The organism is Streptomyces sp., from assembly GCF_036524955.1.
GTDB lineage: Bacteria > Actinomycetota > Actinomycetes > Streptomycetales > Streptomycetaceae > Actinacidiphila.
In genome coordinates this window covers 64,079-79,564 of the sequence record NZ_DATDBG010000173.1, presented here as the reverse complement: position 1 = coordinate 79,564, position 15,486 = coordinate 64,079, and the positions used below count along the sequence as shown (strand labels likewise).

Annotated in this window: 26 protein-coding genes; all 26 read left to right on the top strand. The window is 71.3% G+C overall.

Annotated elements, in window-relative coordinates:
* Window positions 1-21: 21 nt before the first annotated feature.
* The 26 genes from VIW71_RS14125 (at window position 22) to VIW71_RS14000 (ending at window position 15,482) form a co-directional block, all read left to right on the top strand.
* Window positions 22-366: a hypothetical protein gene (locus VIW71_RS14125; protein WP_331622544.1), complete on the top strand. Its 345-nt coding sequence runs from the start codon at window positions 22-24 to the stop codon at window positions 364-366.
* Window positions 363-509 carry a hypothetical protein gene (locus VIW71_RS14120; RefSeq protein ID WP_331622543.1) on the top strand — a complete coding sequence of 49 codons (147 nt, stop codon included), beginning with the start codon at window positions 363-365 and terminating at the stop codon, window positions 507-509. Before VIW71_RS14125 ends, VIW71_RS14120 begins: the two co-directional genes overlap by 4 nt.
* 29 nt (window positions 510-538) lie before the next feature.
* A complete protein-coding gene (locus VIW71_RS14115; protein ID WP_331622541.1) occupies window positions 539-928 on the top strand; it encodes a hypothetical protein in 390 nt (129 codons plus the stop codon).
* A gap of 5 nt (window positions 929-933) precedes the next feature.
* Window positions 934-1,110, top strand: coding sequence for a hypothetical protein (locus tag VIW71_RS14110; protein WP_331622540.1), 177 nt, complete (start codon window positions 934-936; stop codon window positions 1,108-1,110).
* Window positions 1,111-1,248: 138 nt separating this feature from the next.
* Window positions 1,249-1,554 (top strand): hypothetical protein, encoded by a 306-nt coding sequence (locus VIW71_RS14105; RefSeq protein ID WP_331622539.1) that lies wholly within the window; start codon window positions 1,249-1,251, stop codon window positions 1,552-1,554.
* 44 nt (window positions 1,555-1,598) lie between these two features.
* A complete protein-coding gene (locus VIW71_RS14100; RefSeq protein WP_331622538.1) occupies window positions 1,599-2,147 on the top strand; it encodes a hypothetical protein in 549 nt (182 codons plus the stop codon).
* Window positions 2,147-2,524 carry a RapZ C-terminal domain-containing protein gene (locus VIW71_RS14095; RefSeq protein WP_331622537.1) on the top strand — a complete coding sequence of 126 codons (378 nt, stop codon included), beginning with the start codon at window positions 2,147-2,149 and terminating at the stop codon, window positions 2,522-2,524. The genes VIW71_RS14100 and VIW71_RS14095 overlap by 1 nt, the downstream gene beginning before the upstream one ends.
* The gene (locus tag VIW71_RS14090; protein WP_331622536.1) at window positions 2,521-2,742 is read left to right on the top strand and encodes a hypothetical protein; all 222 of its coding nucleotides are present in this window, start codon (window positions 2,521-2,523) and stop codon (window positions 2,740-2,742) included. The genes VIW71_RS14095 and VIW71_RS14090 overlap by 4 nt, the downstream gene beginning before the upstream one ends.
* 112 nt (window positions 2,743-2,854) lie before the next feature.
* A complete protein-coding gene (locus VIW71_RS14085) occupies window positions 2,855-4,183 on the top strand; it encodes a DUF2637 domain-containing protein (RefSeq protein WP_331622535.1) in 1,329 nt (442 codons plus the stop codon).
* A gap of 11 nt (window positions 4,184-4,194) precedes the next feature.
* Complete coding sequence (gene traA / locus VIW71_RS14080; RefSeq protein WP_331622533.1) at window positions 4,195-4,827, top strand: plasmid transfer protein TraA; 633 nt, start codon at window positions 4,195-4,197, stop codon at window positions 4,825-4,827.
* Window positions 4,828-4,906: 79 nt separating this feature from the next.
* A complete protein-coding gene (gene traB, locus VIW71_RS14075; protein ID WP_331622532.1) occupies window positions 4,907-6,883 on the top strand; it encodes a plasmid transfer protein TraB in 1,977 nt (658 codons plus the stop codon).
* Window positions 6,884-7,072: 189 nt separating this feature from the next.
* Window positions 7,073-7,492 (top strand): hypothetical protein, encoded by a 420-nt coding sequence (locus VIW71_RS14070; protein WP_331622531.1) that lies wholly within the window; start codon window positions 7,073-7,075, stop codon window positions 7,490-7,492.
* A gap of 16 nt (window positions 7,493-7,508) precedes the next feature.
* The gene (locus tag VIW71_RS14065) at window positions 7,509-7,709 is read left to right on the top strand and encodes a DUF4236 domain-containing protein (protein WP_331622530.1); all 201 of its coding nucleotides are present in this window, start codon (window positions 7,509-7,511) and stop codon (window positions 7,707-7,709) included.
* 11 nt (window positions 7,710-7,720) lie between these two features.
* Window positions 7,721-7,909, top strand: coding sequence for a hypothetical protein (locus tag VIW71_RS14060; RefSeq protein ID WP_331622529.1), 189 nt, complete (start codon window positions 7,721-7,723; stop codon window positions 7,907-7,909).
* Window positions 7,910-7,915: 6 nt separating this feature from the next.
* Window positions 7,916-8,572, top strand: a complete 657-nt coding sequence (locus tag VIW71_RS14055) for a DUF6197 family protein (RefSeq protein WP_331622528.1) — start codon at window positions 7,916-7,918, stop codon at window positions 8,570-8,572.
* A 769-nt stretch (window positions 8,573-9,341) separates the two neighbouring features.
* Window positions 9,342-9,692 (top strand): hypothetical protein, encoded by a 351-nt coding sequence (locus VIW71_RS14050; protein ID WP_331622527.1) that lies wholly within the window; start codon window positions 9,342-9,344, stop codon window positions 9,690-9,692.
* A gap of 115 nt (window positions 9,693-9,807) precedes the next feature.
* Window positions 9,808-10,449 carry a hypothetical protein gene (locus tag VIW71_RS14045; RefSeq protein ID WP_331622526.1) on the top strand — a complete coding sequence of 214 codons (642 nt, stop codon included), beginning with the start codon at window positions 9,808-9,810 and terminating at the stop codon, window positions 10,447-10,449.
* Window positions 10,450-10,516: 67 nt separating this feature from the next.
* Window positions 10,517-10,738 carry a MerR family transcriptional regulator gene (locus tag VIW71_RS14040; RefSeq protein ID WP_331622525.1) on the top strand — a complete coding sequence of 74 codons (222 nt, stop codon included), beginning with the start codon at window positions 10,517-10,519 and terminating at the stop codon, window positions 10,736-10,738.
* 253 nt (window positions 10,739-10,991) lie between these two features.
* On the top strand, window positions 10,992-11,456 hold the full coding sequence (locus VIW71_RS14035) for a hypothetical protein (protein WP_331622524.1): 465 nt from the start codon (window positions 10,992-10,994) through the stop codon (window positions 11,454-11,456).
* A gap of 27 nt (window positions 11,457-11,483) precedes the next feature.
* The gene (locus tag VIW71_RS14030) at window positions 11,484-11,744 is read left to right on the top strand and encodes a hypothetical protein (protein WP_331622523.1); all 261 of its coding nucleotides are present in this window, start codon (window positions 11,484-11,486) and stop codon (window positions 11,742-11,744) included.
* Window positions 11,745-11,805: 61 nt separating this feature from the next.
* Window positions 11,806-12,189: a holin gene (locus VIW71_RS14025; RefSeq protein ID WP_331622521.1), complete on the top strand. Its 384-nt coding sequence runs from the start codon at window positions 11,806-11,808 to the stop codon at window positions 12,187-12,189.
* Window positions 12,186-12,758 (top strand): 3'-5' exoribonuclease domain-containing protein, encoded by a 573-nt coding sequence (locus VIW71_RS14020; protein WP_331622520.1) that lies wholly within the window; start codon window positions 12,186-12,188, stop codon window positions 12,756-12,758. Before VIW71_RS14025 ends, VIW71_RS14020 begins: the two co-directional genes overlap by 4 nt.
* On the top strand, window positions 12,755-13,024 hold the full coding sequence (locus VIW71_RS14015; protein WP_331622519.1) for a hypothetical protein: 270 nt from the start codon (window positions 12,755-12,757) through the stop codon (window positions 13,022-13,024). Before VIW71_RS14020 ends, VIW71_RS14015 begins: the two co-directional genes overlap by 4 nt.
* Complete coding sequence (locus VIW71_RS14010; RefSeq protein WP_331622518.1) at window positions 13,024-13,239, top strand: hypothetical protein; 216 nt, start codon at window positions 13,024-13,026, stop codon at window positions 13,237-13,239. The genes VIW71_RS14015 and VIW71_RS14010 overlap by 1 nt, the downstream gene beginning before the upstream one ends.
* 148 nt (window positions 13,240-13,387) lie before the next feature.
* Window positions 13,388-13,864: a hypothetical protein gene (locus VIW71_RS14005; RefSeq protein ID WP_414720745.1), complete on the top strand. Its 477-nt coding sequence runs from the start codon at window positions 13,388-13,390 to the stop codon at window positions 13,862-13,864.
* Window positions 13,851-15,482, top strand: coding sequence for a hypothetical protein (locus tag VIW71_RS14000; protein ID WP_331622517.1), 1,632 nt, complete (start codon window positions 13,851-13,853; stop codon window positions 15,480-15,482). Before VIW71_RS14005 ends, VIW71_RS14000 begins: the two co-directional genes overlap by 14 nt.
* Window positions 15,483-15,486: the final 4 nt, after the last annotated feature.

Here is a 15,486-nt window from a genome sequence, read left to right as displayed (position 1 = left end):
GATGAGGCGCTTTACCGGGCGTTGCGCGTCCAGCCGTCCGCGACCGCGTCCGCCCCGGTGCCGGGGGAGAACCTGCTGGCCCGTGCGATCGCCGAGTTGGCCGACGCGGCCAGCGGTGCGATGGGCGCCGGCCCGGCCGTGGGGACGCTGACGTACACGTCGGCGGACGGGCACACGGTGTCCGTGCCGGTGGACGTGTACGCGGAGCGGCAGATCGCCCGGGAGTTGTACGAGGCGGCGCAGGACGCGCGGGCGCTGAGGGCGCTTGCGAACGGGCGTGTCGCGGGGAATGTCCGTACCGTCGTCGCCGCCGCCGCGAACTCCTCCCGCCGTCCGCTGACTGTGATTGCCGGGGGTGCGTCGTGAGCAGGGACTGGGCTGAGCAGGCTGCGGCTCAGGTCGCCGATGAGGCGGCGCAGCAGCGCATCGACTCCGCGCAGGAGGCCGGCGAGTTGGCCGAGGCCGCGCGGCAGCTGGCCGAGGAGATCCGGAGCGGGGGCCGGTCGTGACCGGCCGGCCCGCGCCGACCGCCGCGTGGGTGCGCACCGCAGACGCGGTCGTGCCGCCGCTGGACGAGGAGATTGAGGGTCTCCTGGACGATCTCGACGGTATCCACGCCGGGGTTGACCTGATCCGGGCCGGGTTCCGGGTCCTGGGCCTTGCGGCCCTGGACCGGGAACGGACGCAGACGGTCCTCGCCGCGCTCGGCGGGTCGGAGGGCGCCGATGTCATGAGTCTCCTGGCCGCGACGATCCAGCGCCTCACCAGCTACGACGCCAACCCGGCCCTGCGGGGCTTGGGCGACGACACCGCGAAGGACGTGCGCCGGATCGGGGAGGCCGTCGCGTTCGACACCGCGACCAGTTTCCCCCGTGACCTGGTCTCCGAAGCGTGTGCCCGCATCGACCCGTACGCCGACAGGAGTTGATCGCCGTGGCTTTGAAGATGACGAAGTACAAGGTCACCGGCCCCGGCGGTGAGCACTTGGACGAGTTCTCCACCAACGCCCCCGACTTCGCCGAGTGGCGCATCGGCCGGATCCGCAAGTACGTCCCGGACCTGACCGTGACGGAGGCCGACGACACCCTTCCGGACGACGACCGGTACTGACCCCAAAGCCGGGGCCCGGCCCGTGTCGCAGCAGGCCGGGCCCCACCCCCCCCAGATCGCAACCCGACCGACCGGCCAGACCAGCCACCCGAACCCGGACCGGCTGAATCCCTACACACGGATTAGGAACCAACCAGCATGAACAGCAGGAAGGCCCGGCAGATCGCGATCGTGGTCGCCTCCGGGGTCATCGCCGCCGGGAACGGCAACGTCCTGGCCCAGCACCACGTCGGCATCGTCGGCATCGTTGCCAGCGTCGCCGCGATCTTCTTCACCGGCCTGACCCTCGCCGGTCGTGTCGCCGGACGCCCGCAGACCTTCGCCTGCCCCGACCCCGGATGCGACGTGACGATCCGCACCACCGGTTACGACGCCGACGCCAATCACTGGTACCGGACGCTCGCCGAGGACCACACCCGGCACGGCCGCGCCACCACCGTCTGATTCCGCCCCGCCCGCCCCGCACAGAAGAAGGAGGACCAGCCTCGATGAACAGCTACTTCGCGCGTCTCCGGCAGGAGACGGCTGCGTTAGTACCCGGCAGCACGACCCGTGCTGCCCGTGCCGCGTACGTCGCGACCGCTACCCGTGCCGCCGCGGTGTGGGCCGAGCTCGGCTCCCGTACCGCCCGTCACCCGCACACCCGGGCCCTGCTCCTGGGCGACCTCGCCGCTCTCGAGGAGCAGTTGGCCGGCCACTACCGGGCCGGGTGGAACACCACCCGCCTGGACCGGGAGATCGCCGGTGGGCACACCGTGTCGGCCGGGGTGCTGCACCTGGTCGCGTCGACCGAGACCGCCGAGTCCCTCCAGGACCGCACGGACGGTTCCCTCGTATGGGAGGAGGCGTTCGGGTACGTCCTGGACGCCCTCGTCGGCGAGGCCGACCTGGGCCGCCGCGCCGAGCTGATGACCCGCCTGTACCTGGCCGCGTACCCGGTGATCGGTGACGACGCCGGGGTCATCGACCGTGTCGGCGCCGCCTACGTGCGTGTCGCGGTCGCCCAGCACGACTACCTGACCGAGGCGGCCGTCTGATGGATACCGTCGCGATCACCTCGTTCGGCTACCTCCACGGGCAGCCGCCCGCCGCCCATCTCGTGGTGGGCCTGCGGCACCACTTCAGGGACCCGCACGTCAGCCCCGAGCTGCGCTACCTCACCGCCCACGACGAGGCTGTACGGGCGGCGGTCATGGCCACTCCCGGCATCCCCGCCCTGATCGACTCGATCACCGCCGCGGTACACGCCTTCGCCTCCGGGCCCAGCACCGGGCCGGTCACGGTCGCGGTCGGTTGTGCCGGCGGTAGGCACCGCGCCGGGGCAGTGGCCATGGAGCTCGGTCACCGCATCCCCGGAGCGACCGTCGTCCACCGTGACCTCGGCAAGCCCGTCGTGGAACGGGGCGCCCGATGACCACCCCCGCCCGTGAGCCGCTGCCCGCCTACCAGCCGGCCAGCCGCACCGACGCCCTGCTCCACGCCGAACTCACCGGCGCCGACGGGGTGTACGGCGGCGACTGGCACCAGGCACTGCGCGACGCCGCCGCCCAGTGGGCCGCCGAAGGGGCCCTCGCACGCCTGCAGGCCGGGCTCCTCCCGGCCGGCACGAACCCCGCACCGCACACCGCCTGATGCCCGCCGACCCCCAGACCACCCACGACGGCCACACCAACCCCCCGCCCACCCCGAACCCGCCCCAATACCCCACCCCCACGCCCGTACGCGAAGAAACCGAGGACTCGAAGTGACCACCGCCCCGACCGAACCCACGGCCCGGCCCCTCCCGACGGCCGACATGCCGGCCGCCAGAGCACCGCGCCCGGCCGGCTCGGGGCTGCCGGTCATCACAACCCCGTCTGCCAACGGGCCCGAGCCCACCGTGCTGGCCGTGCCCGCCACCAGCACCGCCCAGCGTCTCCGCGCCGCGGGCCTGTGGCTGCGCGACACCGGCCTCGGGGGCTTCGGCTTCGCGCTCGTCCTCGCCGTCGCCTTCTCGGGCTGGGCAGCCTCTTTCATCGGCCTGCACGACTTCGGCCACCAGCACATGGGCCTGACTGACCACACCGCCTGGCTCGTGCCCATCACCTTCGACGGAGCCCCGGCCGGCCTGTCCATCGTCGTCGCCCGCGCGTCCACCCACGGCCGCTCCGCCCCGGTCTGGCGGCTCCTCATCATCGCCTTCACCGCCCTGTCGTCCTGGATCAACTACCAGCACATCGAGGACTCCCTCGGCCGGACCGTCGCCGCGTTCATGCCCCCGTCCGCGGTCATCCTCTTCGAGGGCCTGATGTCCGAAGCGCGCGCCGCCGCGGTCCGCCGCATGGGCCGCGCCGCACCCCGACTCCACCCACTGCGCTGGTGGTTCGACTTCCGCGGCACCAGAGCGATCTACCGTGCGTACGTCCTCGGCCTCGAACTCCCCGAGAACCTTCGGACCGCCACGGTCCACACCGCTGGTGGACCGGACCGCGCCACCCCTGGACCGGACCGGGCGGTGGACCGGACCGCAGCCCGCAACGACGGTCCGGACCGGACCGCGGTCCATGCATGGGCCGCACCGAACATGGACCGGACCGCCGAATGGACCGCGGCCCAGGGTGACGGTCCGGCGGCCCATGGACCGGACCGCCGCGCGGTGGACCGGACCGCGCAGGCACCCACCGGACCGGACCGCCAGCGGACCACCAGCGGACCGTCCCAGGTGGACCGGACCGCCCCCGCGGACAGTGCAGCGGGTGGACCGGGGAACGGACCGGCGGCCCACCCCGAGCGGACCGCGGACCGTGGACCGGACCGCCCGGCTACCCAGAAGACAACGGACCGGACCGCCCGCGCTGGCGCGGCCCACACGCCCGGTCCGGCCCGGTCCATGCCCGCGGCGGACCGGACCGCCACCGGAGACCTGGCCCTCACCGACACCGAGCAGGAAGCGGTGGACCGCCTCCGGTCCGCCGGCCGGTCCATCAGCAAGCGGTCCATCGCCGAAGTGGTCCGGTCCGAACTCGACCGGTCCATCGCCTCGGACCGTGCCGCCGAAATCGCCCGCCACTACCGGACCCTCCGGTCCGCCTGAAGGAGCACCTCGTGACCGCTGAACCCGACTTCGACCTCCGCCCGGGCGGCGCCGCCCGGCCCGGTCCGGTTCCGCCGCGTCCGGCGCAGCCGCCCCGGACCGCACCGGGCCCGCAGCCCGGCAGCGCGCAGCAGCGGCACCAGCAGCGCGGCAAGACCATCAACAAGACCCGCAACCTCGGCGGCATCAACCCGTCCATCAACCCCTCCCTCAGCATCAACATCACCAAGGGCGGCGGGAACGGTGCAGGTCAGGGCACTGGCCCGGCCGGTGCTGGTGCCGGGGGTGCGGGGAACGCGGGCACCCCGGGTTCGGGGTTCATGTCGAACGAGGACATCCACAAGTTCTCCGAGCACATCCGCAAGGAAGGCCGGAAACGCGCAGGTGAGCGGGCCATGGACGCCGAGCAGTTGGAGCAGGTACTGCGGCACATCCCCGACTCCACCGGGTCGATGGCCGGCGCCCGGATGCGGGCCCGGCGTGTGTCCCGGCACCTGAAGCGGATCGCGAAGGCCGAGCAGCTCATCGCGAAGGAGGCCGCAGCCCTGTACGCGCAGTTCGAGCGGGAGTACGAGGCCGAGCTGCGGAAAGTCGGCCGTGGCCGCGCCCAGCAGCCGTCGCGGACCGCGTTCGGCTGGCGCTGACCCCCCGTCCTCCCGACACCCGTACCCCTGACACCCCGTTGACCTGCACTAACACACCCCTGACAGGAGGACTGACACCGTGGCTGACAGCCCCAAGGCCGACCTGTGGAAGGCCGTGAAGCACCCCCGCAGCCGCCCCTGGCTGGCCGTCGCCGCGGAACTCCCCGCGACCGTCGGCGCGCACGCCCTGTGGGGCCACAGCCCCACCGCCGCGGCCGGCCTGACCCTCGCCTCCGGGCTGCTCACCGCCACCACCTGGTGGGTCGGGAAGGGCGCCACCCACGAGCGGCGCCTGCACGCCACCATCACCACCGGCGCCGCCAGCACGTTCCTGCTGGTCGGCACCGTCGGTGACCCGCTTGACCCGGCCGTGCTGTCGACCTGGGGCATCGGCGGCATCGTCCTGGCCGCCGGGTGGAACCTGCGCCAGGTGATGCGCGTCAACCCCGACACCCAGAACGGCGGCCCCAAGGCCATCGAGCAGGGCATCCTCACCAAGGCCATCGGTGCCGCAAAGGTCCAGCTCAGGGGCACACCGAAGGTCGAACCCAACAAGGTCACCGCACCCATCCAGCTCGCCCCCGGCGAGGTCACCACCGACGAACTCGGCAACCGCATCAAGCACATCGCCGCCGAACTCAGCGTCCCCCCGACCGCGATCCGCGTACTGCCCGACCCCGACCGCGGTGACCGCGCCACCCTCATCGTCGTTCCGCAGGACATGCTCAAGCAGCCCAGCGACTGGCCCGGCCCCTCCAGCCCCGGCGGGTCGATCACCGAGGCCATCCACATCGGCGTGTACGAGGACGGCGCGCCCGCTGTCCTGTGGTTCCCGTCCGGCCTTGGGCGCAACGCCACCCACTTCCTGACCGCCGGGATGAACGGCTCCGGGAAGTCCGCAGGTCAGTCCGTTGCCATCACCGAGGCCCTGACCAGGTGCGATGTCGTCGTATGGGGCATCGACCCGTCGAAGGGCATGCAGACGTTCGCGCCGTTCCTGCCCTACCTGGACTGGGTCGAGATGACCCTCAAGGGCGGCGAAGCGATGATCGAGGCGCTCAGCCACGTCATCACCGCCCGCGCCAACGAAATGGGACGCCACGGCTTCAAGAACTGGACACCCGAGGTGTTCGGGCAGCTCGGCATGCCCTACATGATCGTCTGGATCGAGGAAGCCGCGAAGTTCTTCCGCGAAGGCACCGAAATGGAAGGCCTCGTCATGGAGGCCCGCTCCGCCGGGATCTCCGTCATCGTGTCCCTCCAGCGCCCCTCCTCCACCTCGATGCCCACCGACGTGCGCGAACAGCTCGGCGGCGCCCTCGTCTTCGGCGTCAAGGGCTCCACCACCGCCGACATGGCGCTGCCCGACGACGTACGGGACGCCGGCGCCCGCCCCGAAGCCTGGGAGAACCGCCGGCCCGGCTACGCCTACCTCGTCGCCCCCGGCGTCGACGAAGACCGCTACGCCACCCCCCTGCGCACCTACCGCATCGACGACGACGCCATCGCCGGGGCGCTGGCCGTCACTCACCGCCCCACCCTCGACCCGGTCACCGCCGCAGCGGCTGGCGAAGCGTACGAAAACCGCACCATCTACAGCCCCGACACCGACCTGACCAGCACCGACACCCTCCCCGAGGACAGCATGGACGACAGCGAAGACGCCCTGGCCGCCTCCGTGGAACACGCCATCCGCGACGGCGAAGACGACCAGTCCCCGGACCCCGAGGTCGACCCCACCCGGGAAATCCCCGCACCGACCGCCACCTGGACGTTCGGCCAGAACACCGGCAACAACCAGGACTCCGACGAGGTCACCACCGAGCAGGCAGTAGCCGCCGTTCACGCCCTCCTGGAGGAGTTCCGCGACCAAGGCCTGGCAACCATCGGCCCCAAGGACTTCAAGGCCCACCTCGGCCGTGACGGCCGCATCGGCCGCTCCCGCGCCTGGCTGTCCCCGCTCCTCGCCGACCTCGCCGACCAGGGCACCCACCTCGCCGACACCGACGACCCCGGCGTCTACAAGCTCCTGGACCCCGAACTGACACCCGCCTGACCTGCACCGACACCGGCTGACGGGCCGCACGCCCGCCGTACCGCCCGTCAGCCGGTGCCAGCACCCCCGTCAGCCCAGCCGACAGGCCGCCCACCTATAGGCCATGCGCACGCGCACCCGCGCGAGGCCCTGACACCTTCCGCTGACACCCCGCCACCAAGACAACCCGACCCCGGACCGAGGAACCCGATGACCCAGCCCCGCCAACCCCGCCGCGCCGCCGTCCTCGCCGCCGCGCTCAACAGCTGGGCCACCACCACCCGCGACGGCACCGACCCCGTAGCCCGACTCGAACTCCGCCAAGGCCCCGACTGGACGTACGCAGGGAAAACCCCCCTCACCGACACCCAGGTCACCCGCATACTCCACATGCTCCGCGACGACCTCATCCCCGCCCAGCCCAACACCCCCACCCAGGCCGCCGCCGCCGTCGACCAGATCCTCGCCGAATGGCGCGCCGAAGGCCGCACCCGCATCCGCCCCGCCGACCTCATCGAGCAACTCCCGCGCATCGCCCAGACCCGCGCCTGGCTCGCCACCCACCTCGTTCACCTCGTGGACGACGGCTACCTCCACGAAACCCGCCGCCCCGGCACCTACCGCCTCTGACCACAAGGAACCCGCCGTGCCCCTGACCTTCCGCAAGTCCATCAAGATCGCACCCGGTGTGCGCATCAACATCGGCAAGAAGTCCCGGTCCATCACCGTCGGCCCGAAGTGGCTCAAGCGCACGTGGTCCTCCACCGGCCGCACCACCACCTCAAGCGACCTGCCCGGCCCGTTCGGCTGGCGTTCAACCCGAACCCGCCGTCCGCGAAACCGCTGAGGCCCCGGCTCATGGCCGACGCACAGCCGACGCCGCCCGCCCCACCCCCGGGGCGGCGCGTCCTCGCCCGCCTCAACCCCGACCTCACCGACTCGCCGCTGCGCCGAGCCCTGTACGACGCGAACCTCCGCGCCCCCTTCGGCATCGACACCCCGCCCACCGACGACCAGCCCGATCCGCCCACCATCCCGGAGACCTGAACCCCCGTGACCGCCAGCCCCGACCCCGACCTCCTCGACCAGCAGGCCGCCGTGCTCTACGACACGGTGGCCTGGCAGGCCGTGGTCGACGGCTGGCACACCCCCGCACCCGGCCCGGCGCCCGAGAACACCGTCGGCGTACCGGACCGGCACCCGGCCGCCGCACCCCCGGCCGACCTCGTCGGCGCCGTCCCCGGTCTCCTCCTCACCCGCACCACCGAACAGCTCATCGCCGACGCCGGCATCCACCCCGGCCCCGCACCCGCCAGCACCCGCCCCCGCGTCCCCGGACGGATCGCCGCCCTCGTACCCGACCGGCTCCACACCTGGCGCCGCCTCTACCAGTTCGACCTCAAGCCCTCCGTACAACTCGCCTACGCCGCCGCCGTACTGGAGACCTGGGGCTGGCAGAACCAGCCTTACCGGCTCCGGGACGCCCGCGGTGCCCGCTGCGTCTGCGGCGCGATCCTCGCCTGCCAGCGCCTGGGCCTGGGCTCCCGCACCACCGCCGAGCGCTCCGCCGCCTTCGTCCTCGCCGAACTCCGCGCCCGCGGCTGGCACGACCTCATCGGCCCCTGGAACCGCGCCCCCGGCCGCACCGCCGACCAGGCGATCGCCCTCATCGAGGCCGCCGCCCACCGCGCCGTCCACACGGGGCACTGACCGCGAGCCGCCGGGTAAGCCACGGCTGCACCCACACGGACGTCCTTGACGTTGTCATCCCCAGCGGCCCATCGGGGATACAGTGGTTAACGCACAGCCCTGTGTGTACACCGGTCTGTGCGCAAAAAGGGAGGGGCCAGCACATGGCTGGCCCCTGAGACGGACGCCGGGCTAGCGGGCGCCGGTCCGTGTGCTGAGATCCAGTAGGAGCTGGATCAAAGCAATCAGCACGGCCAACAAGCCCCAGTCCGGCGGTTCGTGTCCATCGGCCACGTCGTACTCACCTCCTTCCCATCTTGGTGGAGAGGGAGGCAGACAGTTCCCGAAGGCCCGTCACCGATGAATCTACGCTGAGATCCGCTGGGGTTGTTAATCGTCTCCCTTGCCGTTATGTACGGTCCCTCGAACGGGTGATCTTTGGGATAGGAACGCACCCCTTGGCGCAACCACCCATCCGGCGGTAGCGATCGCTCCATTCGGGGGTTGCCCCGGCATCCAAAGCAGAGCCAGCGTGCGGGACGGATGCTCCTCCATGGTCCGCGCAACGTGGTGGGAGCTGGGGGAGGTCATCCGATACGCTGTCCGCGTCGCACGCGGCATGCTCACACGTCAACGGCTCCACCCGAACACCGGGTTGGGGCCGTTCGCATTTCCCGCCGCGCCGCCTGGCGCGCCCGAGCCGCGCCCTCCCCACCACCCCCGCCGCTGGCCCTTGGCCGGATGCCGCACCCTGCCCGCCCCACAGGCACGAACCACCGGAGAGACGCACATGATCCGCGCCTACATCAACGAACGGCTCGAATTCACCGGGCTCGAGGTCTTCATAGCGAACCACCTCGACGACCAACCCGCCCTGATACTCCAGATCGAACACACCGACGGTGTATCGACCCACCGCTGGGTCCCCTATGACCAGGGCATCACCCCGGCCCCCACGCTCGTCCTCCCCGCAGACTCCGGCCGCGCACTCCTCGACGCACTCACCCGTCACTACAACGGCGCGGAAGACACCCGGGCCCTGCGCCGCGACTACGACGCCGAACGCAAACGCGTCGACGAACAGGCCAAGGTGATCGCCGACATCGCCCGCAGCCTCGCCGCGAAGCCCAGCACGCACTGACCACCGAGACCGACCACCAGGCCGCGGGGCACACACCGGAGTCCGTCACACCGCCGTACCCGCCGGCCCCGGCACCGGCCACACCCGGCCCACCTGCACCGCCACGGAGCGCACGATGACCACCGCACAAGCCGCCGTCTGCGGACACCCCAGCGCCGTACCCGCACAACTCTGCACCGGATGCACCGCCAACCTGCACCTGCGCCTCCAGCGCCTGCCCCGCCTGTACGACGCCCTCGCCGCGTGGCTCCCCCCTGCCGGCCGCCGCCCCGAACTCGGCCACGCCCCCGCCGTCGAAGCACCCCTTCCGCTCCGACAGGAAGTGCTCGACCTCCGCGGCCCCGGCGGCATCGTCGGCATACTCGAAGACTGGCAGGCCGCGATACACGACGCCCGCGGCTTCACCGCCCCCACCCGCTCCGGCGACATCCCCGCGCGCATCACCCACGCCGCCGCCACGGCCGCACGGAACCTCACCTGGATCAGCCTCACCTGGGAACAAGGGCCCGACCTCGCCGCCGAGATCCGCCGCCTCGAAGCCCGCGCCCTGGCCATCATCGAGCCGCCCGAACGCACCGTCCCCCTCGGCAAGTGCCCCACCGACCTCGGCGACGGCACCATCTGCGGCACCACCATCCGCGTCCCCGCAGGCGCCACCACAGTCCGCTGCCAGGGCTGCGGCACGGCATACCCGCCCACCACCTGGCTCAACCTCCGCACCTGGATGGACCACGACCGCAACGCCCCTGCCGCGTGAGCGGCAGAGAGGACAATGACCCCATGACCGCCGACCACCCCGGCTACCGGCAGGAATGGCGGCCCTGATGGAGTACCTGATCCCACCACCCGGCACCCTCACCACCAAACTCGCCGCCCTCTCCTGCGGCGTCGAACCCGCCACCATCCGCGACTGGGTACGGCGCGGCATCCTCGCCCGCTGCGGAGGCACGCCCAAACGCCCCGTCTACCGCATCGAAGACGTCCAAACCGCCCTGGCGACAGCAAAGGCGAACCGCGCCGGACGACGAAAGTCAACAGCCGCTTGACGTGCGAGAACTGATGCGCCACGATTTCCCCGTGTTCGGCATGTCCGGACATACGGACGAACAAGGCCCCGCGCACCCCGCCGGGGCCTTCACCATGTCCGCCCCCAGACGCCCCGCCGGCCGCCCCCGCGGCCGTCGCCGGGGCCCGCGGGCCGACGCCAGAAGGCGACGCCCGCCGCCGTGCGGCCCCCCGCTGGAGGGCCCGGGGCCGCACGGCCCACCCACACCACACTCCCCGCCCCCCGGGAGCAGCATGAAACGCCACGGCAAAGCCCTCATCGCCAGCCTCGAAACCCTCGGCTTCAACCACATCTGGACCAACACCAGCGGCTGGCCCTGCTACGCCCACCCCGGCGACCCCGACCAGACCGAGGTCACCATCAGCCCCTCCATCGACGAACAAGGCGCCCGCAGGGTCCTCCAGCGGGCCCGCAAACTCGCCGGAGCCGCCACGGTCGTCGACAAACGCAAAGGCCAGCAGATCAAGGACCGCGCAGCCGCAGCCCGGCAGCGCCTCCAGGACAGCCGCGACGCCCGCGAGCAACTCCTCCAGCAGCGCGCCGACACCACAGCCATCGCCCACGCCGAACGCCTCGTCACCCAGCGCGAAGCCGAACTCGCCGCGATCGAACGCCTCATGACCCAGCCCGCCCAAGGCGGCAACACCCACCGCGGCCGAGGCCAAGCCCGCCACCGCACCGGCGCCCGGCCCTCCTGACCCCCACAACCCCCGTCGGAGGCCACCATGCCCGGCACGGTGCACGTCTACCCGGCCAACGACCTGATCGCGCACGACGTCTCCACCGAGGAAGCCGACTGCGTCTGCGGCCCCAAGCTCCGCCCGGTGGAGCGGGACGACGGCAGCATCGCGTGGCTCATCGTCCACAACAGCCTCGACGGACGCGAACAGCGCGAAGGCGCGACGGCCATGCCCGAGGAACAGCACGACCGCGCCCCAGACCCCAGCCCCCGGCCCAGGCCCGACATACGCCCATGGAACTGGTGACCTCGTCACCCTCACGCAGGCCCAGCCAGAGCCCCACCGCAAAGCCCAAGAGGTGACCCCCGTGGCCAGACGGCGAGGACTCACCATCTGCACCGTCCCCGGCTGCCCCGCATACACCGACCGCGGCCGATGCGACGAACACCGGCGCGAAGCCGAGCAGGCCCGCGGCAGCGCACGACAACGCGGCTACGGCACCCAGCACGAGAACCGCTTCCGGCCCGGCGTCCTCGCCAAGCACCCCACCTGCGTGTGCACCGAGACCCACCACGGGCACGGCGAACCCTGCGGACAGCCCTCCGTCCACGCCGACCACCACCCGCTCAGCCGACGCGAACTGGTAGCGCAAAGGCTCGACCCCAACGACCCGGCCCGCGGCCGCGGACTCTGCGGCCCTTGCCACGCCAAAGAGACCGCCGCCGCACAACCCGGAGGATGGAACGCGTGAGCGATATCGACTACGACCTGGAGTTCCTGGAGGACGGCCACACGATCGAGCTGATCTCGATCGGCATGGTCGCCGACGACGGCCGCGAGTACTACGCCGTGAACTCCGAGATGCCAGTGGACCGCATCCTCGCGAACCACTGGCTCAAGGCGAACGTGTGGCCGCACCTCCCGCTCCGGGGCTACAAGCCCTGGCCGCAGATCAACGCACTCCAGGTAAGTGACGGCGTGCTGGACCTCTCCGACTCCCGGGTGAAGCCCCGCTTCGTGATCGCCAATGAGGTGCGCGACTTCATCCAGGCCACGGACGCAGTCACACCGAAGCTGTGGGCGGACTACGGGGCCTACGACCACGTCGCCCTGTGTCAACTGTGGGGCACGATGGCGCGGCTCCCGCTCGGCGTGCCCATGTGGACGCACGACCTGCAGCAGGAGATCGAGCGGCTCGGCATCGACTACTCCGAACTGCCGCAGCAGATGGAGGGCGCGCACGACGCGCTTGCCGACGCCCGTCACAACCGGACCGTGCGTCTCTGGCTCGGCGAGCACGAACGGAGCCTTAAAGCATGAGCTGCGCGCGCCGCACCAGCAAGGTCAGCATCACCGGTGAGGGACGGTTCAAGACCCGCGTCATCGTCGACGGCGTCGACCTCAGCCGTGGCCTCACCGGCATCAACCTGACCATCGGCGCCGGCGAGACCCCCAAGCTCACCCTCGACGTCCAACTCATCGACGTCACCGAGATCCAGGACATCGACGCCCAGATCTACCTCAGCCCCGCCTCCCATGACGCCCTGGTCGCTCTCGGCTGGACCCCACCGGCCGAGAACGCCTGATGCGCCTGACCGTCGTCTCCGGCGACCGCCAGGTGGACATCAGGATCAAAGGCCACAGTCGCAAGGCACTCGCCAGGGCCGAGCAAGCAGCCGACCGGCTCCTCGCCGCCGGCCCCGGGCCGCTGAAGCCGGAGCCCGAGCGGCCGTTCGGCTACGCGGTCGGCGCCGACGCCCCTCACTCGGACCAGCACCCGGGCGACTACCACGCTGAGTGACCAAGGGGTGGGGGGTGACCCCTTTCCCGGGATCTCAGGCGGACCGCCGGGGAGGTGGCTCCCAGGTTTGTCAGGTTCAAAACTTTCGTGATCATGGTCGTCGTCACGCAATGTGACAACGCTTCGGCCGCGCAAAGCGGTGCTTGGAGTGATCGACATGGCAAGTGGTGGAGCGCGCTCGCGTTCCGGCCCGGCCCCCGACCCGGATGCGCTGCGGCGCGACCGGGACGCCGGGGAGTGGACGGTCCTGCCCGCCGAAGGCCGCCAGGGTGCAACGCCCGAGTGGCCGCTGGAGGAGCAGACGATTCGCGAGTCCGTCTTGTGGGCGGATCTGTGGCGTAAGCCGCAGGCGTTGATGTGGGAGCGGTATGGCCAGGAGTACGAGGTCGCGCTGTATGCGCGCCGGTTTACCGAGGCCGAGTTGGTCGATGCCCCGGTGGCGCTGTCGACTCTGGTGCGGCAGATGGCGGACAGTCTGGGGCTGACGACTCCGGGGATGCGGGCGAACCGGTGGCGGATCGACCGTGCGGAGGAGACGGGGCCGGCGGTCCCGAAGGCCGCGTCGCCGAGTGCCCCGACCTCGGCGCGGGCCCGCCTGAAGGCGCTGCCCGGTGGTAGCGGCTGATGACGGCACCTGGTCGCTGGATTTCCCGACGCTGTTCGTGGTCCCGGACTGGATCGCGCGGCACTGCCGTCTGGAGTCGGTCGGCGGTCTTGAGGACGGTCCGCAGCCGTTCCAGATGTACGACTGGCAGTTGCGGGCGACGGCGAACTTCTACCGGGTCCGGCCGGGCGCCGAGCTGGGTCAGTTGTCGACGGCGTTCCATTACCGCCGCGGGCAGGTCGTAGCGCCGCAGAAGTCCGGCAAGGGCCCGTGGACGGCTGGTATCACGGCTGCGGAGGCCGTGGGGCCGGTGCTGTTCGCCGGGTGGGCGGACGGCGGCGAGCGCTACGACTGCCGGAGGTTCGGCTGCGGCTGCGGCTGGGTGTACGAGTACGAGCCGGGTGAGCCGATGGGCCGGCGGTGGAACAAGCCGCTGCTGCAGATCACCGCGACCAGCGAGGACCAGACGGACAACGTCTACCGGCCTTTGCAGGCGATGATCCGCAACGGGCCGCTGGGTGAGCTGATGAAGGTCGGTGAGCAGTTCATCCGCCTGCCCAACGATGGCCGGATCGATGTCGTGACCAGCAGTGCGCAGTCCCGGCTGGGTAACCCGATCACCTTCGCGATCCAGGATGAGACCGGGATCTGGACCGAAGGCAACAAGATGACGAAGGTCGCTACCACGCAGCGCCGCGGCCTGGCGGGCATGTCCGGACGCTCCCTGGAGACCACGAACGCGTGGGACCCGACGGAGAACTCGGTGGCGCAGAAGACCGCCGAGACCAAGCAGAAGGACGTGTACCGGTACCACCGGCCGCCGCCGAAGGGCCTGATTTACGCCGACAAGGCCGAGCGGCGGAAGATCCACGCCTACGTGTACGCGGGTTCCGCGCACATCGACCTCGATGCCATCGGGGGCGAAGCGGCGGAGCTGATGGAGAAGGAGCCCGCCGAGGCGGAGCGGTTCTTCGGGAACCGGATCGTGGCCGGCATGGGTACGTGGATGGTCCAGGACGCCTGGGATGCGCGCGCCAAGGCCGTGCAGGTGGGCGAGAGGCCGAGGGTGGTTCTCGGGTTCGACGGGTCGGACGTCGACGACTGGACGGGTATCCGGGCGGAGACCCTGGACGGGCACCAGTTCACGCCGACGTACGGCCCGGACTCGCGGCCGACGATCTGGGACCCGGAGGAGTGGGAGGGGCAGGTGCCGCGGCTGGAGGTCGACGCCGCGGTGGACGAGCTGTTCGCCCGGTACGACGTGGTCCGGATGTATGCCGACCCCCCGTACTGGACCAGTGAGGTCGCCCAGTGGCAGGCGAGGTACGGCGAGAAGCGCGTCAGCGGCTGGCACACCAATGGCCCGGTGCAGATGCACGCCGCGTGCGAGGCGCTCCTCACCGACGTACTGAAGAAAGACTCCACGTTCACTCACGACGGCTGCGAGACCACGTCCATTCACGTCCGCAACGCCCGCAAGGCCGCGCGGCCCGCGAACCGGTACGTGCTCCGCAAGGCCGCAGTGCACCAGAAGATCGACCTCGCTGTCTGCTCGATCCTCGCGCACGAGGCGGCCCGTGACGCGATCAAAGCGGGCGAAGCGAACCCGCGTCCGACGTACTACGCCTACACGGCCTGACAAG